We start from the raw sequence: 25,903 nt of genomic DNA, 5'->3' as shown, positions 1-25,903 counted from the left end.
TTTTAGTTAAAATAAATATTGCTGATTTTCACAAATTATAAATTGAGATTTTGAAATTGTATTCATAGTGAGAGGATTTGAATTTGAAATGATAGATAATTTTTGGCGTGAATTACCACGACCATTTTTCGTACTTGCACCAATGGAAGATGTGACAGACGTTGTGTTCCGTCACGTAGTAAGTGAAGCTGGTCGCCCAGACGTATTCTTCACGGAGTTCACAAACTCGGATAGCTATTGTCATCCAGAGGGTATGAAAAGTGTACGTGGCCGTTTAATTTTTACAGAAGATGAACAACCAATCGTGGCGCATATTTGGGGAGATAATCCTGAATATTTCCGTCAAATGAGTATTGGTATGGCAGAGTTAGGATTTAAAGGCATCGATATTAATATGGGTTGCCCTGTACCAAACGTAGCATCAAGAGGAAAAGGTAGTGGCCTTATTCTACGTCCAGACGTTGCAGCAGAACTTATCCAAGCAGCAAAAGCGGGTGGACTACCTGTCAGCGTAAAAACAAGACTTGGCTTTAAAGAGTTAAGCGAATGGGAAGATTGGTTAACGCACATTTTCAAACAAGATATTGCAAACCTTTCTATTCACTTACGTACAAGAGAGGAAATGAGCCAAGTAGATGCGCATTGGGAACTAATTCCGGAAATAAAAAAATTACGTGACCGTATCGCACCAAATACGTTAATAACAATCAATGGAGACATCCTTGATCGTAAAATGGGGCTGGAACTTGCTGAAAAATACGGTATTGATGGCGTAATGATCGGACGAGGCATCTTCAAAAATCCATTTGCTTTTGAAAAAGAGCCAAGAGAGCATAGCAGTAAAGAGCACCTAGATCTTTTAAGACTACAACTTGATCTTCAAGATCAATATGCAGAAGTACTGCCACGCTCAATCACAGGGCTTCACCGCTTCTTCAAAATTTATGTAAAAGGCTTCCCTGGAGCTGCTGAATTGAGAAATCAATTGATGAGTACGAAATCGACTGATGAGGTGCGTGCTTTGTTGGATAAGTTTGAGGATAGTGTTGGTGTGGCTCAGGATAGTGAGACGGTTTAACTTTTAAGCAGTTAAATCATTTCATATGTAGTGCATGACATGAGTGAGTTGAAAATAAGTGCAGAGCTGGAAAAGAACAGTGTATTTGAGAAATCAAAACACTGTTTTTTTTCTTTTAGTTAATGTTAAGAGAGAAATCTTTTTATAGGCATATAAAAAACATGTAAGAGCGCTGTAGATACAATGATAGAGAAAAGTTCGGGTAAGACTATAAAACATATCTTTAAAATGTTAAAGTATTAATTTAGCGGACAATAACTAAAAGGTTAGATTAAACATGATAATTTAAAGTAGGTTATAGCATAAACTTTAACCGCTGAATAAATAATCAACATTTCAGGAGGAAACCCAATGGCAATGAGCAACAACGATATATTAAAAAGAGTACGATACGCTTTAGATATAAGAGATATAGATATGGTAGAAATCTTTAAACTAGGTGGCGTAGAAGTAACGAAAGAAGACGTAGTTGATATGCTTACCAAAATAAAGAGAGCTCCTCAGCATGAAGCTGAAAATGATGAGGTAGCTGAAGATGAGTACGTAAAAACATGCGATATGATGATGTTAGAGGCATTTTTAAATGGATTTATTACTTTAAAAAGAGGAAAGCAAGATCCGAAACCAGGGCAGCCTGCACCTGTACAGAGCAAGGAGAGTGCCAATAACCTTCTTCTAAAGAAAATGAAAATCGCACTATCTTTAACGAGTGAGGATGTACTTGATATATTAGATAGCGTAGGCGTTACGGTAACAAAAGGAGAGTTAGGCGCTCTATTAAGAAAGAAAGGCCATAAAAATTACAAAGAGTGCGGCGATAGATACGCAAGGAATTTCATTAAGGGATTAGGTGTAAAGTATAGAGGATAATAAGCTTGCTAAAGCAGTAAATGATATAATAGGTAGAGTAGGACGTTCGTATCCTACTCTTTTTTATTTGTAAAAATACTATGCTAGGTGATGAAATGGTACATACATATTTAGGTGAGACAATTAATTTTCATATAACTTATAAGAAGAAAAAGTCCGTGCGTCTTTTTGTGGATTCGTATGGAAATGTGGAAGTGCAAGCTCCGAAAGGAACACCTGTTGAATACTTAGTCCAGTTGCTAGAGGAGAAGTGGGATTGGATTCAGGCAACACGTAAGGAAATGCAGGAGAGAGCGCTTGGACCACAGGAAAAGGACTATGATCAAGGAGAGGGCTTTCTATATTTAGGAAGTACGTATCCGATACAGATTTCCCAAGATGCAAGCATTGAGCAAGACAATGCGATTTTTGAAGGGGATAAGTTACATATTTATGTGAAAGAGCTTAAGGATGAGAAAATACAACAAGCTTTAAAACGATTTTACTATAAGCAGTGTAAATCTTTAGTAGAGAAGAGTATTAAAGCGCATCAAAGTAATTTCAAAACAAAACCACGTTCTATTCGTATTACAGATAGTAGTCGTACTTGGGGTACTTGCGATTCGAATTTACAACTAACATTCAATTGGAAGCTAGCAATGGCACCACAGCGAGTAATTGACTATGTAGTCGTTCATGAAATGTGTCATATGGTTCATTTAAATCATGATCGCTCTTTTTGGCGTCTTGTCGGGAAGATAATGCCTGATTATAAAGAAATGGAGAATTGGTTAGCGTTATCTAGTTGGAAGATGACGGTTTAGGAAGGGATATCGATTTTTGTCTGTAAATCGATATTTCTTGTCGAATCGTTGATATATTGTGAGTTTTGATAGATATATTTTAAAAATCGTTGATATATTGTAAGTTATGATAGATATATTCGAAAAATCGTTGATATAATTTCATTTACTACAGGATTGTTCAACAAATCGAAAAGAAAAGAGGTCACAGCAGACATCTCCTCTTTTCGAGTATATAGATTATCGCCCAAACTTCACAATGAAAGTATCTGCTGTTTTCTCCATCTCATACCCAAGATACCCCTCCGAAAGCAAAGCCTGCTGTCCACTAGCATCACTCATTAGAATACTTTGAATATCCGTCCAATCGCTTTCTTTATCTCCGCGCAATTTCTTCATAAAAACATACCGCAGACTACCACCATACTTCTCCTTTAGCGCAGCAATCTCCATCCCTTGCGCAAACTTATCCTTCAAACTCGGGATGTTAAAAGGAGCAACGGTGCAGCATACATAATCATATTTGCTATCTTCTTTTTGTAATTCGTCCATGATGACGTTTGCTAATATTTTTTGCATCCCATTTCCTCGGCAGTTCGGATGAACGTTTGAGATTTCTTGATAGATGACGCGGTGTAGCTCACTTTCTGGCAAACCAATATCGAGCCCTAAATGTTCATCATCGATAGGAGGGACGAGTAGAGCGCGAAATGCGATGAGTTCGTTTTCGATAAAAGCACCAATCATCATGCCGTTTCCTTCTAGAATGTATTGAAATTCTTCTTGTGAGAGTGGTTGTAAACGACTTTTATCTTCTAGTGCTTCAACTACGATGTTTTGTAGTGATAAAATTTGTTTGATGTGCTCTAGTGATAGTAATGCAACGTGAAATGATTCGTTATTTTGTTTTAATGTTCCTTCGTATAGAACCGTCATATGATAGTCCTCCTTTAGCGTACAACGTCTTGAAAGACGGTTAGTTCTTGTAATGTATCTTCGTTTATTTCAATGCCGAGTCCCGGCTTTTCGTTTAAGCGAATGAATGGTACATCGTAATGTAAGTTTCCAATGTCTTTTGTGAATTTTAATGGTCCTGTTAGCTCTACGCTCGTAATGATTTTCTTTGAGAAGGCGACATGGAATCCTGCGGAAGAGGCAACAGATGATTCGACCATTGATCCTACTTGGCATTCAATGCCGGCCATTTCAGCTTGATGAGCGAGCTTTACAGCTGGATATATGCCGCCGCATTTCATTAGTTTTATATTTACTTTATCAGCAGCTTCTAATTTAATAATTTGGCGCATTTCACGAGAACTTTTTAATCCTTCATCAATCATAAGCGGGAGGTCTGTTTTAGAACGAATATGAGCCATGGCATCAATATCGTCCGCGATAACAGGTTGTTCAATCCAGTCAATGTTTAAATGTCCTAATGAACGTAGTGCTGTTAATGTGTTTGCGCTATTTTTCCAGCCTTGGTTTACATCAACGCGAATAGCGATGTCATTTCCTACACGTTCTCGTACAGCTTCAATACGTTTTACATCTTCTTTTACATTTGTACCAACTTTCATTTTGAAAGATTGGTAACCTTTTTGAATCATAGAAGCAGCTTCTTCAGCCATGTTTTCTGGATCGGCAATACTTAAAACGTGAGTGACAGGGAATTCTTCATGGTAGCGCCCGCCAATTAATTGATATACAGGTTGATTTAGTTTTTTGCCCATTATATCAAAACAAGCAATATCAATTGCGGCTTTCGCTGTTGGAACACCGTAAATTGTATTGTCCATCATGTCGTGTATTTTTTCGATATTCATTGGATTTTGCCCGATTAGAGCAGGGGTTAGCGTATGTTTTAAAGTATGGAAAGTACTTTCCCATGATTCACCTGTGACGTGATCATCAGCAACGCCTTCACCGTAACCGATAATACCTTCATCCGTTTCCATTTTGACGATAATAGAGGGCATATCAGAATAAGAGCCATAACTAATAACAAACGGATTGCGAAGCGGTAAACGAATTGCGTAAAGATGAATAGCTGTAATTTTCATTGAATAGAAACCCCTTCCTGTTTACAATAGTTTTATACATTTGATATAGTTGACGTTAAATAGTCGTTAATTAATGATAAGGAGTTAGAGAAAATGATGATAAAAATTGCAGTTGTCGGTTCAAAGGAGTTTATGGAGAACCTTTTTCCTATTGCTCAAAAATTAGAAGGAATAGAAATTGATCCATATATTTACCTTCATCCGGCGGAATCTTCTGAACTATTAAAGTGTTTAAAGCCTTGTGATGTCATCTTTTTCTCAGGTGCTTTACCTTATTATATGGCAAAAGAAATAAGAGAACAATTACGAATTCCAAGTACATACTTACAGCAAGACGAGACAACTGTCGCATCTTCAATTCTTTCTATCATGTATCATCAAAGTATTCAACCACATAACATTTCCATCGATTTAGTAGACCGCTCGTTTATTACAAATGTGTTCCATGATATCGGTATAAAAGAAAGCCCGCAAGTGTTGGATTATGAAAATATGCTGTGGAGTAAAGATGAGATAAATAGAGTTATCGATTTTCATGTAGCTAAATATCAATCTGGAGAGGCTCATTTAGCTTTAACTAGTATTCACGCTGTTTACGACGAGCTTCAAAAAATAGGTGTTCCTTCAGAGCGTATGATTGATCCAACACAATCCATTATACATGGGCTAAAAGATGCAAAAATAAAAGCTGAGTTAGCAAAAAGCTATTCAGCTACTGTTGGTGCTTGTATTATTTCTTCCTTAGAATTACGAACGAGTTTGCTTGAAAAACTAGATGTCATTTCAAAAGAACTACGTGGTTCATTTAAACAAGTGGATGAAATGACATGCATTTTGTATACAACTCGTGGTGATATCGAATCAATTATTAAAACAAATGCGATAGATAACTTGTTTGCGAGCGTAGAAGGAACGATAGCTATTGGATTTGGTTATGGGAAAACCGTGAAAGAAGCGGAGCAAAATGCAAAAATTGCTCAAAGTTTTGCAAAGAACAATCCAATAGATCGTTGTTTTTATATACTAACAAGTGATAAAGATTTGTTTGGTCCGTTCCCGAAAGAACAGAGAGTACAAAGTTTGAAAAATGATAATCCGGAACTAATGAAAATAGCGAAGGAAACAAAGCTTAGTCCGGCCAACTTGTCAAAAATCATTCAATTTAGTCAATCGCACCCGTCATTGAAGTTTACAGCAGCTGATCTTTCTGAGTACTTACAAGTGACTCGAAGATCGACAGAAAGGTTGTTAAAGAAATTAGTTGATTACGGGTATGCTCATATTTGCGGCGAGGAAATGCCCTATCAACAAGGGCGACCTCGCGCACTATATGAACTGAATTTACCGCTATTTTTAAGCTTCTAGTTGAGCTTTTTGTTTCTTTAGTAGTTCTGCTTTTTCAATGTCTGATAGTTTTACAATTGTGAAGTCTGTTATACCATAAATGATTGAGATAATAGGTACGATGAAATTCAAAATAGCATAAGGGGCATATTCAAATGCACCTACGCCAAGTGTAGCGAGAATAAATACACCGCACGTATTCCAAGGAACGAAGACAGAAGTTAATGTTCCGCCATCTTCTAATGCTCTGGATAAGTTTTTTGAATGTAGTCCTTTTTCTGTGTATGCATTTGCGTACATTCTTGAAGGGACAACAATTGAAATATATTGTTCAGAGCAAGTAAGGTTTGTTGCAAAACAAGATGCGATAGTAGAAGCGATAAGCCCTTTTGCTGATTTCGCTAACTTTAAAATCTGATTTACAATTGAGCGAAGAATACCTGTATGTTCTAATACTCCTCCGAAAGTCATAGCGACAATTGTCATAGAGACTGTATTCATCATCGAATCTAAGCCACCGCGGTTAAATAGTTCGTCTACTAGTTTGTTTCCAGTGTCTATAACAAATCCAGCTTGGAGTGCACCGACAGATGCTGATACAGAACCACCTTGAATAAAGACTTGTGATAAAAATCCTAAAATAATACCGACGAGAATCGCTGGTATGGCAGGGACTTTTTTAGCGACCAATACCATAACGACTACGGGTATAATGAGTAGGAAAGGTGAGATAACAAAGTTTTGTTGCAATACTTGTAACGTTTGATCGATGCTCTTCGCATCAATATTGTTAGCGCCGAAGCTTCTTCCTAAGAACGCGTAGACGATAAGGGTAATAATTAAACCTGGAACTGTAGTAAATAACATATGACGAATGTGTGCGAATAAATCTGTATTTGTTAATCCTGCGGCTAAGTTAGTTGTGTCTGAAAGCGGTGACATTTTATCGCCAAAATAAGAGCCTGAAATAATGGCACCAGCAACCATTGGAGCTGGAATTCCCATACTTAGGCCAATTCCCATTCCAGCAACACCAATTGTGCCCATTGTAGACCAAGAGCTACCAATTGCTAATGCTACGATAGAACAAATGACGGTAATGGAAACTAAAAATAGTGATGGAGTTAAAAGTTTTAAACCGTAATAAATCATCGTTGCGACGATTCCACCGCCAATCCAAGCACCAATTGTTAAGCCAACAAGAATAATAATGACGATAGCGGGTAATGCAAGACGAATCCCTTTATACATTGCTTCTTCAAGATCATTCCATTTGTAACCGTAACGCCAAGCGACAATAGAAGCAACGGTTGTACCAATAATAAGTGGAACGTGAGGGGTTTGTTTTAATACAACAATTGTAACCATCATAACTGCAACGGTAATGATAATAGGGATAATCGCTATTCCAAAAGGTATTTCTTTTTTCATAAAGTTCCTCCTTGTTACGTATGTTTGTTTGTATTTTTAGAATTGTCGTAAAATAGACGTTTATTAGGTTATGATAACTAAAAGTTTATGTAAGCGTCAACATATAAAACAGAAAATAAGGAATGTTCTAGTTGTTTGTTTAGTTTGTAATATAAGTGCAGAGTAAGCTTTTTAAGTATTTAAAAATAAATAATTGACTTTTTTCTTAAAATTCAATATGTTCATAAAAACATCTGTTTTTCATAAGTATAATTAACCCGAATCGTTTGTAATGTGGGAAGGAGACTGGAACGTTGAAAACATTAGAACTACAAGAGCGCTTAACGGAGATTTTTCAGCATTTACACGAAAACCCTGAAGTAAGTTGGAAAGAATATGAAACGACAGCGTATATTACTGACTTTTTAAAAGAAGAAGGAATTTCATATAGAACATTTGATGATTGTCCAGGTGTAATTGCTGAGATTGGAGGCGGGAATCCAGTTATTGCGATTCGTGCTGATATGGATGCACTTTGGCAAGAAGTAAATGGAGAATTTAAAGCGAACCATTCATGTGGCCATGATGCTCATATGACCATTGTAATGGGACTTATTTTACAATTGAAAAATATGAGATGGAAAAGTGGTACGGTTAGATTTATTTTTCAGCCAGCAGAAGAGAAGGGGAATGGTGCTTTGAAGATGGTGGAGAAAGGTGCTGTAGATGATGCTGATTTCTTATTTGGCGTCCATCTAAGACCAATTGAAGAACTATCTTTGAAACAAGCAGCCCCATCTATTCGTCATGGAGCAGCAGGATTTTTAGAGGGTATGATTCATGGGGAGGATGCACACGGGGCAAGACCACATCAAGGTGTGAATGCAATTGATGTCATTTCCATGATTAATATCGGTTTGAAAAATATCTGGCTGCCACCGCAAAGTTCTTATTCGGTAAAAATGACGAGATGCCAAGCTGGTGGGGATAATTTAAATATTATTCCGGGAAATGGTCATTTCAGTTTAGATGTAAGAGCAGAGAGTAATATACTATTAGAAGAATTAAAGAAAAAGATTGAGCATGTAATAGAATCAGCTGCATCGATGGGATCAAAAACTTCATACGAATGGATGGATCTTGCACCAGGAGCAGAGGTTTCCGAAGAAGCAGAGCGCTTTATGCGTAAAGGTATTCTCGAAGTGTATGGGGAAGAGAGATGCACAGGGCCTCTCTATACGACAGGAAGCGATGATTTCCATTACTATACAGTGAAAAGACCACATTTAAAAGCTGTCATGCTTGGATTAGGAGCAGACCTACAACCTGGATTACACCATCCGTATATGAGGTTTGATCATAGTTGTATTATGGATGGGGTAGAAATATTGAAACAAACTGTATTGAAAGTGTTAGAAGACAGGGGCTAGAGAGCTCCTGTTTTTTTGTCGTGAATTGTCGGTAAATCGATATATTTGAAAAACCGTTGATATATTTTGAGTTATGATAGATATATTGAGAAAATCGTTGATATAATTTCACGTACCTATTAATTTGATGAAAAATGAGCCTCCAGTACATGGTGTATAATAATAAGTATCATTTTTTAATAGGAGAAAACGAATGAACGAACAATATTACGATGCAGTTTTACATATAAAAACAGTCGGTGAGCAAAAAGGGTTTAACAAGTCTATGCATTATCATCGCTATGAACCGACACCGTATAGCGGGTTAGATGAGTTATTGAATCAATATGAAATACGAAGTAGCGACCGAATTGTAGACTTTGGGTGCGGAAAAGGGCGATTAAACTTTTATATGCATCATAAATGTGGTGCTTCAGCAGTTGGAATTGAAATGAATGAAGAGTTTTATAAAGAAGCGATGGATAATCGAGATCGTTATGCACGAAAGGCACGAAACAGTAAGGGGAAAATTCAATTCCAATGTTGTTTAGCGCAGGAATATGAGATTGATCCACATGATAATAGGTTTTATTTCTTTAATCCGTTTTCTGTGCAAGTGTTTATGAATGTAGTAAATAACATTTTGCTTTCAGTAGAAGAAACGGGGAGAGAAGTAGATATTATTTTATATTATCCTTCTGAGGACTATATTTTCTTCTTAGAAAATCAGACTGCGTTTGAGCTGAAGAAAGAAGTTAGATTGTCAGGTGCTTATGAGAAGAATGGGAATGAGAGGTTTTTAGTTTATACATTAGGGTAATAAAAAAACAGGTGCCAAGGCACCTGTTTTTTTATTAGTTACGGATTAAGTAATCAAATGCACCTAAAGCTGCGTTTGCACCTGAACCCATAGAGATGATGATTTGTTTGTACGGATTATTTGTACAGTCACCTGCAGCAAACACTCCTGGTACGTTTGTAGCGCCGTGCTTGTCTGTTACGATTTCACCGCGAACGCGTTCAACTGTTTCGCCTAACCAGTCTGTGTTTGGCACAAGACCGATTTGTACGAATACACCTTGTAATTCAACGTGATGAACTTCTTCAGTTTCACGATCGATGTAAGAAATACCGTTTACTTTATCAGTACCAGTGATTTCTTTCGTTTGAACGTTTTTCAGAACAGTTACGTTTGGTAAGCTGTTAAGACGCTCTTGTAATACAGCATCAGCTTTTAATTCTGGCATGAATTCAAGAACAGTTACGTGCTTAACGATACCTGCTAAGTCGATAGCTGCTTCAATACCAGAGTTACCTCCGCCGATAACTGCTACGTCTTTTCCAGTGAATAATGGACCGTCACAGTGTGGGCAATATGCTACACCTTTATTTTTGAACTCAGCTTCACCTGGTACGCCAACATTACGCCAGCGAGCACCTGTAGAAACGATTACGCTCTTACTTTTCAGAATAGCGCCGTTTTCAAGTTCCACTTCAATAAGTTCTTTTTTCTCTAAACGTTTCGCACGTTGTAGATTCATTACATCGATGTCGTATTCTTTTACGTGCTCTTCAAGGCTTGCTACTAGCTTAGGACCTTCAGTCTTTTTCACGCTGATGAAGTTCTCAATGCCCATAGTATCCATTACTTGACCACCGAAGCGCTCAGCAACGATACCAGTGCGGATGCCTTTACGTGCTGCGTAAATTGCTGCACTTGCACCAGCAGGGCCGCCACCAACAACAAGAACATCGTATGGATCTTTATCAGAAAGCTCTGATGCATCTGGACCGTTACCCATTTTAGCTAAAATTTCTTCAAGTGTCATACGACCGCTTCCGAAAGATTCGCCGTTTAGGTAAACAGTTGGTACTGCCATGATGTCTTTGCTTTCTACTTCCTCTTTGAATGCAGCGCCATCAATCATAGTATGTGTAATACCAGGGTTAAGAACGCTCATTACGTTAAGAGCTTGTACAACATCAGGACAGTTATGACAACTTAGGCTGATATAAGATTCAAAATGATATTCGCCTTGAATGTTTTTAATTTGATCGATTAATTTTTGTTCAACTTTTGGAGCGCGTCCACTTACTTGTAGTAAAGCTAACACTAATGATGTAAATTCGTGTCCTAATGGAATACCAGCGAATACGACACCAGTGTCTTCACCAGGGCGGTTTACGCTAAAGCTTGGTGTTCTCTCTAATTCAACTTTTTCTACTGTAATCTTAGATGACATAGTAGCTAATTCGTCTACTAGAGCTAACATATCTTTAGATACGTTATCGTCTCCTGCGCTTACTTTAAGTAAAATATCGTTCTCCATTAATTGAAGGTATTGGGATAGTTGTGTTTTTATATCTGCATCTAGTATCATTTTGATCGAACTCCTTAGATTTTGCCTACAAGGTCAAGGCTTGGTTTAAGTGTTGCAGAACCCTCTTGCCATTTAGCTGGGCAAACTTCACCTGGGTTGTTACGTACGTATTGAGCAGCTTTAATTTTGTTAACAAGAATGCTTGCATCACGGCCGATACCGTCAGCATTGATTTCCATAGATTGGATAACGCCGTCTGGATCGATGATGAATGTACCACGAGCAGCAAGACCTTCTTCTTCCATTAAAACGTTGAAGTTTGTAGTGATTGTGCGAGTTGGGTCACCAATCATGATGTACTCGATTTTGCCGATAGTTTCTGAGCTATCATGCCATGCTTTGTGAGTGAAGTGAGTGTCTGTAGATACAGAGTATACTTCAACGCCTAAGTCTTTTAGAGTTGCGTATTGGTTTTGTAAGTCTTCAAGTTCAGTTGGGCAAACGAATGTGAAGTCAGCTGGGTAGAAACAAACTACACTCCATTTTCCTTTTAAACTTTCGTCAGTAACTTGGATAAATTCTCCATTATGGTAAGCATTAGCTTTAAACGGTTTTACTTCTGTGCCGATTAATAACATGTTAAAATTCCTCCTAAATGTTGGTTTTGAGCATCAAAAAATAGTGTGCTCATAAAATATATTTTTTAATTAACTATAATAATTCTAATTCGATATTAATTATCATATAGAAGTGGTTATTTTGTCAAGAGAATAAACCAACTTTATACCAATTTAATTAATATTTATTCTCAATTAAGACTAACAGGGAATGGAAAGGTAATTTTAAGTCTATAAATTTTAGATGAGTAGTTGAAAGTTTAGTGTGTATGTTAGAGATAGTGTGTAAGTTTAATTTCTTAGGAAGGAGATATTTCTTAGAAGTTGTGGTTTTGAAAAGAAACTGCTTACTTCTATTTTACAAAGAATTTTGTGATAAATAAAATAAAATGAATCGGAAATTTTTTGAACAATTTTTGTCATCTCAAATATATAATTAGGAAGTATATTACGATAATAGTTAGAAACATTGACTCAAAGTGCTAACAAGATATAATAAAACCTAGATATACATTTCAAAAAGAAGATCATATATTTTAGGATGAAAGATTTAATCCTATTATTTTTTATAGCTTTTAGAAAACGCTTACAATTAGTGTGGAGGGGAAACCATGTCTAAGTTCATGAAGTATTTTTTAATGGAAGCTAAAGATGTGATTGCATATGTGAAAGAGAAATTATCTAAGTTTGAACATGCAAAGGGGCTAAAGTGTAAAGAAATAGGTGATGGCAATTTAAATTATGTGTTCCGCGTTTGGGATGAAAAAGAGAACATGTCTGTCATCGTAAAGCAAGCTGGGGATACAGCTCGCATTTCAGATGAGTTTAAGTTGTCGACGAATCGTATTCGCATAGAATCAGATGTTTTGCAGTTAGAGGATGAGTTAGCACCTGGACTTGTTCCTAAGGTGTATTTATTTGATAGTGTGATGAACTGTTGCGTAATGGAAGATTTATCGAATCACACAATATTACGTACAGCACTTATAAATCATCAAATATTTCCGCGGCTTGCTGACGACTTAACTACTTTTATGGTAAATACACTTTTATTAACATCGGATGTTGTAATGAATCATAAAGAGAAGAAGGAACTTGTGAAGAATTATATAAATCCTGAATTATGTGAGATTACAGAGGACCTCGTATATTCAGAACCATTTACAAATCATAATAAGCGTAATGAGTTATTTCCTTTAAATGAGGGATGGATTAGGGAGCATATTTATAGTGATAAAGAGCTTCGGATGGAAGTAGCGAAACGTAAATTTTCTTTTATGACGAATGCACAGGCGCTTATTCATGGTGATTTACATACTGGTTCTGTTTTTGTAAGAGATGATTCTACAAAGGTTATTGATCCTGAGTTTGCTTTTTATGGACCTATGGGATATGACGTCGGGAATGTAATGGCGAATTTAATGTTTGCTTGGGTGAATGCAGATGCAACGATGCTACCTGGAGCTGAGAAAGATACGTATATGGATTGGTTACAAACTACGATGGTAGAGGTAATTGATTTATTTAAGAAGAAGTTTTTAGATGCTTGGGATATTCATGTGACCGAGATTATGGCGAAGGAAGAAGGCTTTAACGAAGCCTATTTACAATCTGTATTAGAGGATACAGCTGCAGTGACAGGTCTTGAATTAATCCGCCGTATTGTTGGATTAGCGAAAGTAAAAGATATTACTTGTATTGAGAATGAGGAAGCACGTGCTAGAGCGGAGCGAATTTGTCTTAAAGTAGCGAAGAGTTTTATTTTACGAGCGAATCAATATAGAACGGGTACAAGTTTTGTAGAAACGTTAAAAGAACAGTCAATGCACTACGCGGAGTAAGGGGAGAATATGATGGAAGAGCAATTAATACCAATTCAGTGGAAAGATGATTCTTTAGTTTTATTAGATCAAACGTTATTACCGAATGAAATTGTTTATGAATCTTTTAAAACAGCTGAAAGTGTGTGGGATGCCATTCAAGTAATGAAAGTACGAGGTGCACCAGCGATTGGTGTTTCAGCAGCTTATGGAGTGTATTTAGGGATAAAGGAATTTGCTGAAAGTACGGAAGAAGGATTTATGGATGAAGTAAGAAAGGTATGTACATACTTGGCGACATCAAGACCGACTGCCGTAAATTTATTTTGGGCACTTGAAAGAATGGAAAGTGTAGCGACAGATAATATTCATTTATCAATCTCACAGCTGAAAAATAGATTACTAGAAGAGGCAAAAGAGATTCATAGAGAAGATGAAGAAATTAACCGTCAAATTGGAGAACATGCATTAACATTATTCCATGATGGAATGGGAGTATTAACACATTGTAATGCTGGTGCGTTAGCGACGACTAAGTATGGTACTGCGACGGCTCCAATGTACTTAGCGAAAGAAAAAGGATGGGACTTAAAAATCTTTTCGGATGAAACACGTCCAAGATTACAAGGGTCAACGTTAACGGCATTAGAACTACAGCGAGCGGGAATTGATGTTACTGTCATTACGGATAATATGGCGGCTATGGTCATGTCACAAGGGAAGATTGACGCTGTAATTGTTGGATGCGACCGTGTGGCAGCGAACGGTGATATAGCAAATAAAATTGGAACATTAGGCGTATCTATTTTAGCGAAATACTACAACATTCCGTTTTATGTAGCGGCACCAACGCCGACAATTGATTTAAAGACATCGACAGGAAAAGAAATTCCGATTGAAGAAAGAGATGCTTCTGAAGTGATTAATCGTTTCGGACAATATTCAGCTCCGACAGAAAGTAAAGTATATAATCCAGCATTTGATGTTACTCCACATGAAAATGTAACAGCGATTATTACAGAAAAAGGGATTGTAAAGGCACCGTTTACGGAGAATTTAAAAAAGCTATTTCAATAAGTAGATAAATGTAAAAGTCAGTCATCATAAGCTTCATACTTAGGGGGATGTATATGTTATTACAAAAAGAAAGAGAAGAAATTGTAGCGTATGGAAAGAAAATGATTTCTAGTGGTTTAACAAAGGGAACGGGCGGTAATATTAGTATCTTTAATCGTGAACAAGGTCTTGTTGCGATTAGCCCAAGTGGTTTAGAGTATTATGAAACAAAGCCTGAAGATGTAGTTATATTAAACCTAGATGGTGAAGTAGTAGAAGGAGAGAGAAAACCATCAAGTGAATTAGATATGCACCTTATTTACTATAGGAAGCGTGAAGATATAAATGCGCTTGTGCATACACATTCTCCTTACGCGAAGACGATTGCGTCATTAGGATGGGAGCTTCCGGCTGTGTCATATTTAATTGCTTTTGCAGGCCCGAATGTCCGCTGTGCGCCGTATGAAACATTTGGTACGAAGCAATTAGCGGATGCTGCTTTTGAAGGCATGATTGATCGCCGAGCTGTGCTACTTGCAAATCACGGTTTAATTGCTGGTGCAAATAATATAAAAATGGCGTTTACTGTTGCAGAAGAGATTGAGTTTTGTGCTCAAATTTATTATCAAACGAAAAGCATTGGGGAACCAAAGCTATTGCCAGAAGATGAGATGGAGAATTTGGCGAAGAAGTTTGAAGGGTATGGGCAGCAGTAGAATGAAACAAAGACACCCTCAAGAAAAGATCTTGAGGGTGTCTTTTACGCTTTCTTAAGCAACAAATACATAAAGTAAGGAGCCCCAATTAAAGCAACGACAATACCTGCTGGAATGCCATTAGGATCAACGATATTTCGTCCGATTGTATCTGCTAATAATAATAGCCATCCGCCGATTAAAAGGGCGATAGGCATGAAAATTTGATGTCTTGGACCTACTAAAGATTTCGCAATATGAGGAGCCATTAATCCGATAAAGCTAATTCCTCCTGTTACGGAAACAGCTGCAGCTGCAAGTGCAACGGCTGCAACTAATAAGTACCTGCGTTCTTTTTCAATTTCAATTCCAACGCCAATTGCGACTGGTTCGTTTAATGCTAAAATGTTTAATCGATTTGCTTTATAGAAAATAAACGGAATGAATACGATTAACCATGGGAGCATTGCTAAAACGAAGATCCAGTCATCTCCCCAAATATTTCCGGCAATCCATTTTGAAATAAAGTCTACTTTCATACGATCCGCGGATGAAATAAGGACAATCATCGTTCCAGATAGTGCAAATGCAAAACCGATACCGGTTAATGTTAATCGGATTGGTTGAAGTCCAGTTGATTTACTATATGAAAATACGTAAATTAGAACAGCTGTCAGAAATGCTCCGATAAATCCAACTACAGGTAGTAAGTAAAGAAATGAACCTACATCTATTGGAAAGTATAAAAAGAAAATAGCAACAGCAACACCGGCCCCAGAGTTAATACCAAGAATACCAGGTTCAGCTAAATCATTTCGGGTAATTCCTTGCAGAATAGCCCCTGATAAAGCGAGAGCCATACCAGCTAATAATGTAATGACAATTCTAGGTAGTCTTAAAGAGTATAAAACAAACTCCTCTTTAAAAGTCCCTTGCCCCATTAATGTTGGGAGTAGTCGATCATAAGATAAAGACGCTGAACCAAGTCCCATTCCAACTACAATGGTTGTGATGATTACTATAAGTAAAGCGAGTATAATGAGACGCTGTTTTCTTAAAATAGATTGCATCATGAGAATGTTTTTCCTCCTTTACGTACAATGAATAGGAAGAATGGTAACCCTACAATCGCAACAATTGCCGCAACTGGTGTTTCGTATGGAGCGTTAATAGTACGTCCGATTGTATCTGCAAGTAGCATAAAGGAAGCTCCAGCAATTGCTGACATCGGTATAACAAATCGGTAATCTGGACCGACAATTGGGCGTACCATGTGAGGTACCATTAAGCCGATAAATGCCATATTTCCAACAAGCGCTACAGATGCACCTGCAAGTAAGATAATAATGATAAATAAAATAGTTTTAATAACAATAATTTTTTGACCTAGTCCAATAGCCACTTCCTCACTGAAACTAAGAACTGTCAATTTTTTTGCTAGTAAGATAGCGATAAAGATACTAATTGAAATGACTGGAATAATAATTTTTAATTGGCTCCAAGTTGTTCCAATTACGCCCCCAGCAGTCCAAAGTGATACATCTTGTGAAATTTTAAAGTAAATGCCGATTCCTTCTGAAATTGCGAGTAGAAATGCTGAAACTGCAGCGCCTGCTAATACAATTCGAAGAGGAGAAAGGCCGCCTTTTTTCACCATACCAATTCCAAATACCATAATTGCGCCAATTGCCGCACCGATAAAGCAAGCTAATGTTAAGTAAAGATAGCTGATGGAAGGGTTGAAAGCAAGTGTCAGTGCAAGCGCAGCATTTGCTCCACCAGATAGCCCTAATAATCCAGGATCCGCAAGTGGATTTCGTGTTAATCCTTGCAGAATAGCCCCAGAAACGGCTAATCCAGCTCCTACAAAAATAGCAGCAACTTCACGTGGTAAACGTATTTCTCGAATAATAGATATTTTGTCTCCTTTAGCGGAGGAAGTGAGTGCTAACCATACATCTTTTATCGAAGTATCTGCAGCACCTAATACCATTGCAACCATAAAAATAAGAAAGAATGCAATTAAGCTTAAAATTAGTTTGTATGTAAAAGCTATAGAACGTGGATTGTCATGATCTTTTGTCATTCGTTTCACATCTTTTCTGTTCATAGAATAAAGGAAGAGGAATTCTTAAATTAAGAATTCCTCATGTTTGTATTATTTACCAAGAAAGCTCTTCTTGAAGAAGTCTAGTTGGAAATCTAATGTAAGTGGATCATTGAAATAGAATTCCATCATGTTTGCTTCATATACGCGATTATTTTTTACTGCTGGGATGTTTTTATATGATTCTGTCTCTTGGAATGAGTTATCAGTATCTTTGTTTTTACTTACGATTAAGTAATCACCAGCAAATTCAGGTAATACCTCAGTAGATAATGCGTAGTAACCTTCTTTTAATGCTTTTTCTTTTACTTTTTCAGGCATTTTTAATTTCATTTCTTGGTACAGGATTTCTGTTCCACGGCCCCAGTTCTCGCCGTATACATAAAGCTGTTTGTTGAAGTTTTCTACAACAGAAACTGTTGCATCTTCACCGATTTTTGCTTTAATTTCTTTACCAGCTTCTTGTGCACGTTTCTTGAAGTCATCAACCCAAGTTTTTGCTTCTTTTTCTTTATTTAATAACTTACCGATTTCTAAATGCTGTGTTAAGTAATCAACTTTTCCGTAAGTGTATGTTACAGTAGGCGCGATTTTCTTTAACTTATCGACATTTTTAACATTTGATAAACCGATGATTAAATCTGGATTTAGTTCAGCGATTTTTTCAACATTTTCATCAGATACTTCAGCAACATCTTTAAGTTTGCTATCAAAACGTGGGTTTTGTTTAGACCATGAATCTACCCCAACAAGATTTACACCTAATGACATTACGTTACCAGCGAATGATGATAATACAACAACGCGTTTTGGATTTGCAGGAACTTCTACTTTACCATTTTCAGATTGGTATGTAATTGTTTCTGATTTACTACCTTTTGCATCGTTCTTTTTGTCTGTAGAGCCATTGCTACAAGCGCTCATAACAAGAACGAAAAGAACTGTTAGTGAAATAAATAACTTTTTCATCGTCTTTCTCCTTTAACATAGATGATATGTGTATACAATAATTTGTTTAACTGCAATCTTTTTGAAAGAGTAGTGGTAAAGCAAAATGATTTATTAAAAATCTTGAATATGAGATTTTATAATATAGTATTAACCATATTAATAAAAGAAGATGTAATCTCAAATTTGCTAATTATTAACAAAATGATAATGATTATCACTATTGATTCTTTAAATAATATAATTTTATATAGGTGTATTGTCAATAGTAATTTTGATTGTAAATTTTGCGGAAACAGGTTATATTTTATTGAGAATGATAATCAATGATTAATAGCTGAGGAGTGAGCACGAATGAATCGAGAAGAATTGTTTGATGTAACCGTGATAGGCGGAGGACCTGCAGGGCTTTATTCAGCTTTTTATAGTGGACTCAGAGAAATGAAAACAAAAATAATAGAATTTCAACCACATTTAGGTGGAAAAATACATGTGTATCCGGAAAAAATGATTTGGGATGTAGGAGGACTATTGCCAGTTACAGGTGATAAGTTAATTGAACAACTTGTACAGCAAGGGTTAACATTTAAGCCGGAAGTTGTATTAGATACAAAAGTAGAATCGATTATTCGTAATCAAGATGGTACTTTTACATTAAAAACAAGTACTGGCGAAGAACACTTTTCAAAAACAGTTATCGTCGCAACAGGAAGTGGTATATTGAAACCGCAAAAGTTATCTATTGAAGGTGCTGAGCGATTTGAAGTATCGAATTTAAATTATACAGTTAAATCTTTAAAGCGTTTCAAAGGTAAAACAGTTATTATTTCCGGTGGAGGCAATTCTGCTGTTGATTGGGCAAATGAATTGGAACCAATTGCGAAAAAAGTGTATGTAACCTATAGAAAAGAAGAATTATCTGGTCATGAAGCACAAGTAAAACAACTTATGAACAGCTCAGCGGAGTGTTTCTTTAATACATCGATTACAAAATTAATTGCTGGTGATAATCATGAAGCGATCGAATATGTAGAATTAACAAATCATGAAACAGGTGAGGTTTCTCACTTACCTATTGATGAAGTTATTATTAATCATGGATATGAACGCGACATTACATTATTAGAAAATAGTGAGTTAGACGTTGCAATTATAGATAATTATTATATTGCAGGTAATGCAAATAGTGAGTCTTCAGTAGATGGATTATATGCTGCTGGAGATATTTTAAAGCACGAAGGGAAACTACACTTAATTGCAGGTGCATTCCAAGATGCTGGAAATGCTGTGAATAAAGCAAAGCAATTTATCCAACCAGATGCAAGTGAGTACGGAATGGTTTCTTCTCATAATGAAGTATTTAAGAAGAGAAATCGCGAACTGATTAAGCAGATGATAAAATAATAAGGAACAAGTATACCCCCACATACTTCTCTATTCAAATGGATGAGAGATGTACGTGGGGGTTTTCCTGTTTACTATATTTTCAATCATTATAATGACACCGGTTTCATCAGTTCATATGATATGAACATTTTTATTGGTAAAGCATCTTAGAAAACAATTTAGCTATGTTTTGCTTACGCAGAACATGGCTAAATTAAGCTGTCCCTTTAGCGCGTTCATTAGGAAATGGCATATTTAGTATAGAAGCAATATATTGTTTTCCATGTTTTCGAGCCAATGATTCTAATATTTGACGGACGCGTTTTGTAAGATGACCTTGTTTTTGGATGGCTTCACAATATGCGTCATAGAAGGCATATTTAGCCCAAAGGAAATCATCTTGTTGGAATAAGAAATGATTTTTGTACCATTCACCAATTGTATGATAACAATTGTTTTCATGTATTGCTGTGCTTTGAGAAAGAAAACGATCAGATAAAGATACATTCAAATGAGAAATTGTGTTTTCTGTTTCAACTTGTAGTGTTTTTTCTAACATTGTAATGATGTGACGAGTAGCCATATGTTAACTCTCCTTTGTGTAAATGGGTAATACCATTCTATATTTAAAAAATTCTTACTATATAATACTATACAATATATGGAATGCATCTACCTGCTTTTTGAACTGCATTTACAAAATCTTTTTTATTTGTTTACAAAAATAAAGTAAAGTAAGATACAGTATAGATGAAAAAATAATAAAGGAATGAACGCATTGTATATAACAATAGAAGAGACTGCGGAGTATTTGAATTTACCAAAATCGTATATTGAAGAGTTAATTCAGCAAAAGAAAATTCGTGCGCTATTCGATGGAGAGCAATATTTAGTAAATAAAGAACAATTCAATACGCATTTAGAACAAATGGAGAAATATAAGCAATTAGTGGAAGAAATATTGAACGAACCAATTCCAGAAGATATGGATGTTAAAGACGAAGATTAAACTATGGGAAATCCCTTATGAAGATATGCAGAAATGTATCTTCATAAGGGATTTTTTGTTTGAAGATATCAAAAACATAAGGAGTTCTTAGCCTTTCTTCAAATTTTGATAGGTAGTAGTCTACCATGTTAAAAGCATATTTTTTTCTAGCTAGGACAAACATAGAGAACGTAACCTGTACAGATACATATACTATCAGTGCAAAAGCTTATAAATTAATGGAAGGGGTTTTCTCGTGAGTTTATTTCATTGTGATTTTCTGAAAGACTTAATTGGATCTTTTGTGAGAGTAAACAGGGGTGGTCCAGAATCTCAAAAAGGAACAATAATATCAGTATGTCAGGACTACTTCGTATTGAAGAATGAAAAAGGTGAGCTTTATTACTATCAACTTAAACATCTAAAAAGTATTACAAAAAATGCGAAAGAATGTGGATCAAGTGATTGTGAGTGGGAAGATTGCGCCTGTGCAGAAGATTTTGAAGCACTACTTGAAAGTTTCAAATATTGCTGGGTGAAAATTAATCGCGGCGGTCCAGAGAAAGTGGAAGGCATTTTGCAAGATGTTTCTTGTGACTTCGTAACATTAATCGTAAAAGAAGAAATTATATTAATTGCAATAAAGCATATTAAAAGTGTTAACTATAATGCTTTAGCATGCGGAGAGAGTGATGAGAGCGACGATAGTAAGGAAAGTAGCGATAATTCAGGTCGTGCTCGTGCACAAAGACAATCAAGTAGAGGAAGATAATAAGAAAGGGGGATACGAAATTGGAGAATGTATTATGCTGTGACCAAATTAAATGTTTAGTTGGTGAGACTGTAAAAGTAAACCTTCGTGGACCAGAAAGTCGAGTTGGTGAGCTCGTATCGTTAGGAAAAGATTATCTAACGTTACAGTTACCTCATGGTGAATTAGTATATTATCAGTTGAAACATGTGAAGAGTCTAGTGAAGAAAGTGAAAGAAAGTAAATGTGGCGATTGCTATAGTTCATGTTTCTGCTCCGATGAGGATACTTTTTTAGATATATTAAAAGACTTGAAGTATAAGTGGGTAAAAATTAATCGTGGCGGTCCAGAGTGTGTGGAAGGTTTATTAAGTGAGGTACACCATGGCTGTATTACACTAGTAAACGGCGATGAAGTTATTTATGTAATTAAGTCTCATATTAAGAGTGTGAGTCAAGTAGTTAAATGTAAAAAGAATGAAGATGAATAATGTTTAATAAATAAGAGGGGCATTATGAGGGAAAGAGAAGAACAATTTCTTATTTCGATAGTATGAAAAGGAATTACTTACTATTAAAACAGAACTTTGCCCTGATTATTTTTTTAGAAATGGAAGACAGATAAGAAGAAATTCATAGGAAGGAGGATATAGATGAATGAGTTAAACAAAAGTATTGGAGAAAATATATATGTTAAATTAATCGGTGAAAAAAGATTTAAAGGTGTATTAATTGATGTAGGAAATGATATCGTTGTTCTTTACAATGGACAAGACTACGTATATATATCTTTATATCATGTACAATATTATAAGTTTTTAAGATCAAATGATGAAGAAATCTCAAAACCAGATGTGGATTCTGTAATTAAGAGAGAGTCTCCTTCAATTTCTTTGAGGAAAGTATTAAGTACATCTAAAGGGATTTTTACGGAAATTTATGTAGCCGGAAATGCTCCAATACATGGTTATGTTACAAGTGTGATGAACGATTATATTGTTTTTTATAGTCCAGTTTATAAAACTGTATATATATCTTTAAAACACTTGAAATGGTTAATTCCGTATAAAGAAAATCAAGTGCCTTATGCCCTCAATAAAAATGAACTCCCCGTGAATCCGTTAAATATTACGTTAGCTCGAACGTTTGAAGAACAGCTTATTAAAATGGCTGGGAAAATTATGGTGTTCGATTTAGGTGAGGAGTCCAATAAAATTGGAAAAATGGCGAAAATTGATGAAGGTCATATTGAAATATCAAAAGCACGTGATGCGAAAATGTATGTAAATATTCAACATGTAAAATCTGTCCATTGTCCGTAAGCTAGTTGAAAGGGCTGGCTTTTTCTTTTATATGCAGAAGAAAAGGTCGAGCCTATTTGTTTAGCTCGATTTGAATATGAGGGGAAAATGAATTGAATATAAATATATTATGGTGTGATTTTTTTGAGGGAATTTTGCACTAATTTATAAAGAAATATGTACGAGCTATCTTATTATATATTCAATTTATTTTTTGAGGAGGAGCTGCTCAACTAATTTATTAAAGGGGTTTTGTTTGTGGAGCAGTTTCCGAATTCGTTATCAATTACATTGCTTGGTAGTGCTGGTGGAGCAGCAAAAGCAGTTTTAGCAATTTTAAATCAAGCGATAGCAAATGAAAAAGATCCAATTTATGAAGTATTAAAGAATGCTAAATTTCATTTGGTGGATATAAAACAAAAAGATAGGAATTATTACGATGAGTTGTTTTCGAATTTGAAAGATCAATTATATTTATATGAAATAAACCTTCAAAATGTAGTGGAATTTAAAAAACATTTAAAAGAAAAAAGAACGAGTGTTGTGATTGATGTTTCAGGGGCAGATACAATTAGAGTATTAAGCTGCTGTAATGAACTAGGAATTTGTTATATTAATTCAGCCTTGGAAAATGAGGCAGTAGATCAGGACGATAGCTTAATCGGTTTTCAGCTTACGGAAAGATATACAAGGTTTGAGAAGGAGAAAGAGAAATTTACAAATACAAAAGCGATTATAGGTTCAGGTATGAATCCAGGTGTTGTTCAATGGATGGTTGTTGAGCTTATGAAGGAACGACCAAATGAAAGGCCAAGAGCATGTTATATTGTAGAACATGACACATCATTTTTGAATGATACAGCACTTATAAAGCCACATACACTTTATGCTTCATGGGCAGTAGAGCGATTTTTAGATGAAGCGATCTGGAGCTATCCGATGTATATGAGTCATCATCGTCCTCTTTACTTTTATGAAGATGTATATTCTTCAGAGTATAAAGTGAAGTTAGGAGAAAAAGAATTCTATGGTTGTTTAATGCCACATGAGGAAGTATTAATTTTAGGGAAAAACTTCAATATGGAAGTTGGTTTTCTTTATCGAATTAATGAGTATACAACAAATATAATTAGACAGAACTTAGATCAAGTAGAAGATTTATGGAACTGGAATCGTAAAGTGTTTAATCCAGCGGAAGAAGAGGTTGCTGGAGAGGACTTGGTCGGTGTGTTACTCGTTTATGAAAATAGTGAGACATATATGTATAATGTGATGAATAGTAGCCAAGTTTTTCGTAAATATAAAACGAATGCAACGTATTTTCAGGTAGGGTGCGGGATTTATGCGGGCTTGTCCAGTTTACTTTTAGATCAATTCGAACAAGGTGCTTATTACGTCGAGGAGTTGTTATTAAATACAGAAAGTAAGTACGGTGAGTATTTAAATTTATATATGAAGGATTTTGTAATGGGGCATAATAATTTTACGGATGGATTGTTACATGACAGGGTAAGATGGATGTAAGTTGTTACCAAAAGGAAGGAGAAATCTCCTTCCTTTCAGTATTATAAGGTTAAATATTGCCCTGAAAGCAATTTCATACTTATACTTTAAGGAGATAACAATGAAAGTTTTTTGTATCGATCAAGGGGAGTTTTTATATGAATAAATACAAGAGCTTGATTTATGAAGAAAGAAGAGCCTTAAAGGTATTTATATTATTATTTTATATTATATTCTTTTTATATGACGCTATATATTATTTTGTATATCCTGCTATGAATATTAGTGGAACAGCGGTAGGGTGGCCAGAAGGTGGTCTTGGGGTAGGTGTGCCTATATTTGTAATAGCATTATTTCCTATTTCTATATATCTTCAAAAAAGAGGGTATGTATATTCTGTAAAATATTTATTTTTATTTGGGTACATGTTTATCAATCTTGTGAATAATTTAATGATTTATTTGCGAACGGATAGACCTTTTGAACATGGCAGTATGGTAGAAATGTTATTAATTTTATTTGCCCCAGTTTTCGTGAATAAAAAATACTTTTATTTAGTGTCCTTTAGTGTAATTGGAAAGTACGTATTTTTCACATTGCTATTACAAGATTTAAAAGTGATAATTCCACTTGTTTTATGTGTATTTTATTTCATTATTTCACATTCTTTATTAAAACGATTTCAATCTTATGTAAGAACAGTGGTTGAAATGATGAACAATATGAAAGAGACGGAAAATTTAGCTGTGATTGGGACTATGTCTACAACAATTGCCCATGAAATTCGAAATCCGTTAACAGCGTTAAAAGGGTTTACGCAAATGCAAAAAGAAAGAAACCCAACTGATACGATGAGCTACGACATTATGCTACAAGAAATTGAAAGAGTCAATGGATTTGTTAGTGAATTGATGTTGTTAGGAAAACCAAAGCCAACAAATTATGAAAGGTGTAATATACGAGACATCCTTCTATATGTTGTGCATCTAATGGAAAGTTATGCAACGCAATATAGAGTTAAATGTCATTTACAAGTAGATGGGAATTTACCGGCTATAAACGGTGATGATAAGCAATTAAAACAAGTGTTATTAAATATCATTAAAAATGGAATAGAATCAATGCCAGAGGGTGGAGAAATTCATATCCGTGCATATCAAAAAACGCAAGGACATTTGTGTATTTCTGTTGAAGACCAAGGATTTGGTATAGAGAATGAGAAGTTAGAAAAAATCGGCAAGGCGTTTTACACAACAAAGGAGACTGGTACAGGACTTGGATTAATGATTACATATAAAATTATTAAGGAACATCAAGGGAGTATCACGATCCAAAGTAGTGTAGGAGTAGGAACGAAAGTAGAAATTTTTTTGCCTACCTTTTAATGTATTGGGAGAAAAGATTTTTCAGAAAAGTGTTCTTGTTGTGTAAATATAAACATTTTATAAAATGTTTCA

At 35.6% G+C, this 25,903-nt stretch carries 25 protein-coding genes; 16 read left to right on the top strand and 9 right to left on the bottom strand.

Translation table 11 applies throughout. The features are described from left to right. The first annotated feature begins 88 nt into the window (after nt 1-88). From HMAS_RS24340 to HMAS_RS24330, 3 genes are all read left to right on the top strand, one after another. A complete protein-coding gene (locus tag HMAS_RS24340) occupies nt 89-1,078 on the top strand; it encodes a tRNA dihydrouridine synthase (RefSeq protein ID WP_000566700.1) in 990 nt (329 codons plus the stop codon). A gap of 351 nt (nt 1,079-1,429) precedes the next feature. Then, nucleotides 1,430-1,948: a DUF1456 family protein gene (locus tag HMAS_RS24335; RefSeq protein WP_025710048.1), complete on the top strand. Its 519-nt coding sequence runs from the start codon at nt 1,430-1,432 to the stop codon at nt 1,946-1,948. Between the two features lie 95 nt (nt 1,949-2,043). Further along, nucleotides 2,044-2,751 carry a M48 family metallopeptidase gene (locus tag HMAS_RS24330; protein ID WP_000233742.1) on the top strand — a complete coding sequence of 236 codons (708 nt, stop codon included), beginning with the start codon at nt 2,044-2,046 and terminating at the stop codon, nt 2,749-2,751. Between the two features lie 219 nt (nt 2,752-2,970). Here the strand turns inward: HMAS_RS24330 and HMAS_RS24320 are convergent, their stop codons facing one another. Together HMAS_RS24320 and HMAS_RS24315 are read right to left on the bottom strand one after the other, a co-directional pair. Beyond that, nucleotides 2,971-3,666: a hypothetical protein gene (locus HMAS_RS24320; RefSeq protein WP_025710047.1), complete on the bottom strand. Its 696-nt coding sequence runs from the start codon at nt 3,664-3,666 to the stop codon at nt 2,971-2,973. A 14-nt stretch (nt 3,667-3,680) separates the two neighbouring features. After that, nucleotides 3,681-4,790, bottom strand: coding sequence for a mandelate racemase/muconate lactonizing enzyme family protein (locus tag HMAS_RS24315; protein ID WP_000704493.1), 1,110 nt, complete (start codon nt 4,788-4,790; stop codon nt 3,681-3,683). Nucleotides 4,791-4,883: 93 nt separating this feature from the next. Between HMAS_RS24315 and HMAS_RS24310 the strand changes: the two genes are divergently transcribed. Then, nucleotides 4,884-6,155 (top strand): hypothetical protein, encoded by a 1,272-nt coding sequence (locus HMAS_RS24310; protein ID WP_000972811.1) that lies wholly within the window; start codon nt 4,884-4,886, stop codon nt 6,153-6,155. Here the strand turns inward: HMAS_RS24310 and nhaC are convergent. Beyond that, a complete protein-coding gene (gene nhaC / locus HMAS_RS24305) occupies nt 6,144-7,565 on the bottom strand; it encodes a Na+/H+ antiporter NhaC (protein ID WP_025710046.1) in 1,422 nt (473 codons plus the stop codon). The two genes, HMAS_RS24310 and nhaC, sit on opposite strands and share 12 nt — an antisense overlap. A gap of 293 nt (nt 7,566-7,858) precedes the next feature. On the opposite strand from nhaC, the gene HMAS_RS24300 reads away from it, so the two are divergent. Together HMAS_RS24300 and HMAS_RS24295 are read left to right on the top strand one after the other, a co-directional pair. Next, a complete protein-coding gene (locus HMAS_RS24300; RefSeq protein ID WP_000853516.1) occupies nt 7,859-8,974 on the top strand; it encodes a M20 peptidase aminoacylase family protein in 1,116 nt (371 codons plus the stop codon). Nucleotides 8,975-9,167: 193 nt separating this feature from the next. Further along, nucleotides 9,168-9,773 (top strand): SAM-dependent methyltransferase, encoded by a 606-nt coding sequence (locus HMAS_RS24295; RefSeq protein WP_001005627.1) that lies wholly within the window; start codon nt 9,168-9,170, stop codon nt 9,771-9,773. Nucleotides 9,774-9,807: 34 nt separating this feature from the next. Here HMAS_RS24295 and ahpF read toward each other — a convergent pair whose 3' ends face one another. Together ahpF and ahpC are read right to left on the bottom strand one after the other, a co-directional pair. Then, complete coding sequence (gene ahpF, locus HMAS_RS24290) at nt 9,808-11,334, bottom strand: alkyl hydroperoxide reductase subunit F (RefSeq protein WP_000599501.1); 1,527 nt, start codon at nt 11,332-11,334, stop codon at nt 9,808-9,810. A 14-nt stretch (nt 11,335-11,348) separates the two neighbouring features. Continuing rightward, the gene (ahpC, locus tag HMAS_RS24285) at nt 11,349-11,912 is read right to left on the bottom strand and encodes an alkyl hydroperoxide reductase subunit C (RefSeq protein WP_000924420.1); all 564 of its coding nucleotides are present in this window, start codon (nt 11,910-11,912) and stop codon (nt 11,349-11,351) included. A 590-nt stretch (nt 11,913-12,502) separates the two neighbouring features. Between ahpC and mtnK the strand changes: the two genes are divergently transcribed. From mtnK to HMAS_RS24270, 3 genes are read left to right on the top strand one after another with little or no spacing between them, the layout of a single operon-like run. Then, entirely contained in the window at nt 12,503-13,732 is a 1,230-nt protein-coding gene (mtnK, locus tag HMAS_RS24280; RefSeq protein ID WP_025710044.1) for an S-methyl-5-thioribose kinase, read from the top strand. 9 nt (nt 13,733-13,741) lie between these two features. Continuing rightward, nucleotides 13,742-14,788, top strand: a complete 1,047-nt coding sequence (gene mtnA / locus HMAS_RS24275) for an S-methyl-5-thioribose-1-phosphate isomerase (RefSeq protein ID WP_012593139.1) — start codon at nt 13,742-13,744, stop codon at nt 14,786-14,788. A 53-nt stretch (nt 14,789-14,841) separates the two neighbouring features. Then, entirely contained in the window at nt 14,842-15,483 is a 642-nt protein-coding gene (locus tag HMAS_RS24270; RefSeq protein ID WP_000926554.1) for an L-fuculose-phosphate aldolase, read from the top strand. Nucleotides 15,484-15,527: 44 nt separating this feature from the next. Here the strand turns inward: HMAS_RS24270 and HMAS_RS24265 are convergent, their stop codons facing one another. From HMAS_RS24265 to HMAS_RS24255, 3 genes are read right to left on the bottom strand one after another with little or no spacing between them, the layout of a single operon-like run. Beyond that, nucleotides 15,528-16,535 carry a FecCD family ABC transporter permease gene (locus HMAS_RS24265; RefSeq protein WP_000983753.1) on the bottom strand — a complete coding sequence of 336 codons (1,008 nt, stop codon included), beginning with the start codon at nt 16,533-16,535 and terminating at the stop codon, nt 15,528-15,530. After that, nucleotides 16,532-17,572, bottom strand: a complete 1,041-nt coding sequence (locus tag HMAS_RS24260; RefSeq protein ID WP_025710043.1) for a FecCD family ABC transporter permease — start codon at nt 17,570-17,572, stop codon at nt 16,532-16,534. The genes HMAS_RS24265 and HMAS_RS24260 overlap by 4 nt, the downstream gene beginning before the upstream one ends. 48 nt (nt 17,573-17,620) lie before the next feature. After that, nucleotides 17,621-18,538, bottom strand: coding sequence for an iron-hydroxamate ABC transporter substrate-binding protein (locus HMAS_RS24255; RefSeq protein WP_000732579.1), 918 nt, complete (start codon nt 18,536-18,538; stop codon nt 17,621-17,623). 333 nt (nt 18,539-18,871) lie between these two features. Here HMAS_RS24255 and HMAS_RS24245 point away from each other — a divergent pair, with 333 nt between their 5' ends. Then, on the top strand, nt 18,872-19,921 hold the full coding sequence (locus tag HMAS_RS24245; protein ID WP_001078267.1) for an NAD(P)/FAD-dependent oxidoreductase: 1,050 nt from the start codon (nt 18,872-18,874) through the stop codon (nt 19,919-19,921). Between the two features lie 196 nt (nt 19,922-20,117). Here the strand turns inward: HMAS_RS24245 and HMAS_RS24235 are convergent, their stop codons facing one another. After that, nucleotides 20,118-20,486, bottom strand: coding sequence for a hypothetical protein (locus HMAS_RS24235; protein ID WP_016121517.1), 369 nt, complete (start codon nt 20,484-20,486; stop codon nt 20,118-20,120). Nucleotides 20,487-20,672: 186 nt separating this feature from the next. Here HMAS_RS24235 and HMAS_RS24230 point away from each other — a divergent pair, with 186 nt between their 5' ends. The 6 genes from HMAS_RS24230 (at nt 20,673) to HMAS_RS24205 (ending at nt 25,831) form a co-directional block, all read left to right on the top strand. Next, nucleotides 20,673-20,912, top strand: coding sequence for a helix-turn-helix domain-containing protein (locus HMAS_RS24230; protein WP_002025240.1), 240 nt, complete (start codon nt 20,673-20,675; stop codon nt 20,910-20,912). Nucleotides 20,913-21,147: 235 nt separating this feature from the next. Beyond that, nucleotides 21,148-21,663, top strand: a complete 516-nt coding sequence (locus HMAS_RS24225) for a spore coat protein B (protein WP_000051525.1) — start codon at nt 21,148-21,150, stop codon at nt 21,661-21,663. A gap of 20 nt (nt 21,664-21,683) precedes the next feature. Further along, nucleotides 21,684-22,133 carry a spore coat protein B gene (locus HMAS_RS24220; protein WP_000432509.1) on the top strand — a complete coding sequence of 150 codons (450 nt, stop codon included), beginning with the start codon at nt 21,684-21,686 and terminating at the stop codon, nt 22,131-22,133. Between the two features lie 162 nt (nt 22,134-22,295). Continuing rightward, nucleotides 22,296-22,964 (top strand): hypothetical protein, encoded by a 669-nt coding sequence (locus HMAS_RS24215; protein ID WP_001004284.1) that lies wholly within the window; start codon nt 22,296-22,298, stop codon nt 22,962-22,964. 237 nt (nt 22,965-23,201) lie between these two features. Continuing rightward, entirely contained in the window at nt 23,202-24,467 is a 1,266-nt protein-coding gene (locus HMAS_RS24210; protein ID WP_000434716.1) for a hypothetical protein, read from the top strand. A 137-nt stretch (nt 24,468-24,604) separates the two neighbouring features. Then, on the top strand, nt 24,605-25,831 hold the full coding sequence (locus HMAS_RS24205) for an ATP-binding protein (RefSeq protein WP_001046095.1): 1,227 nt from the start codon (nt 24,605-24,607) through the stop codon (nt 25,829-25,831). Nucleotides 25,832-25,903: the final 72 nt, after the last annotated feature.

It is taken from the genome of Bacillus sp. HMA207, assembly GCF_003402455.1.
Classification (GTDB): domain Bacteria; phylum Bacillota; class Bacilli; order Bacillales; family Bacillaceae_G; genus Bacillus_A; species Bacillus_A cereus.
The sequence above is the reverse complement of the archived record's forward strand: the minus strand, read 5'-3'. Positions and strand labels throughout refer to the sequence as shown.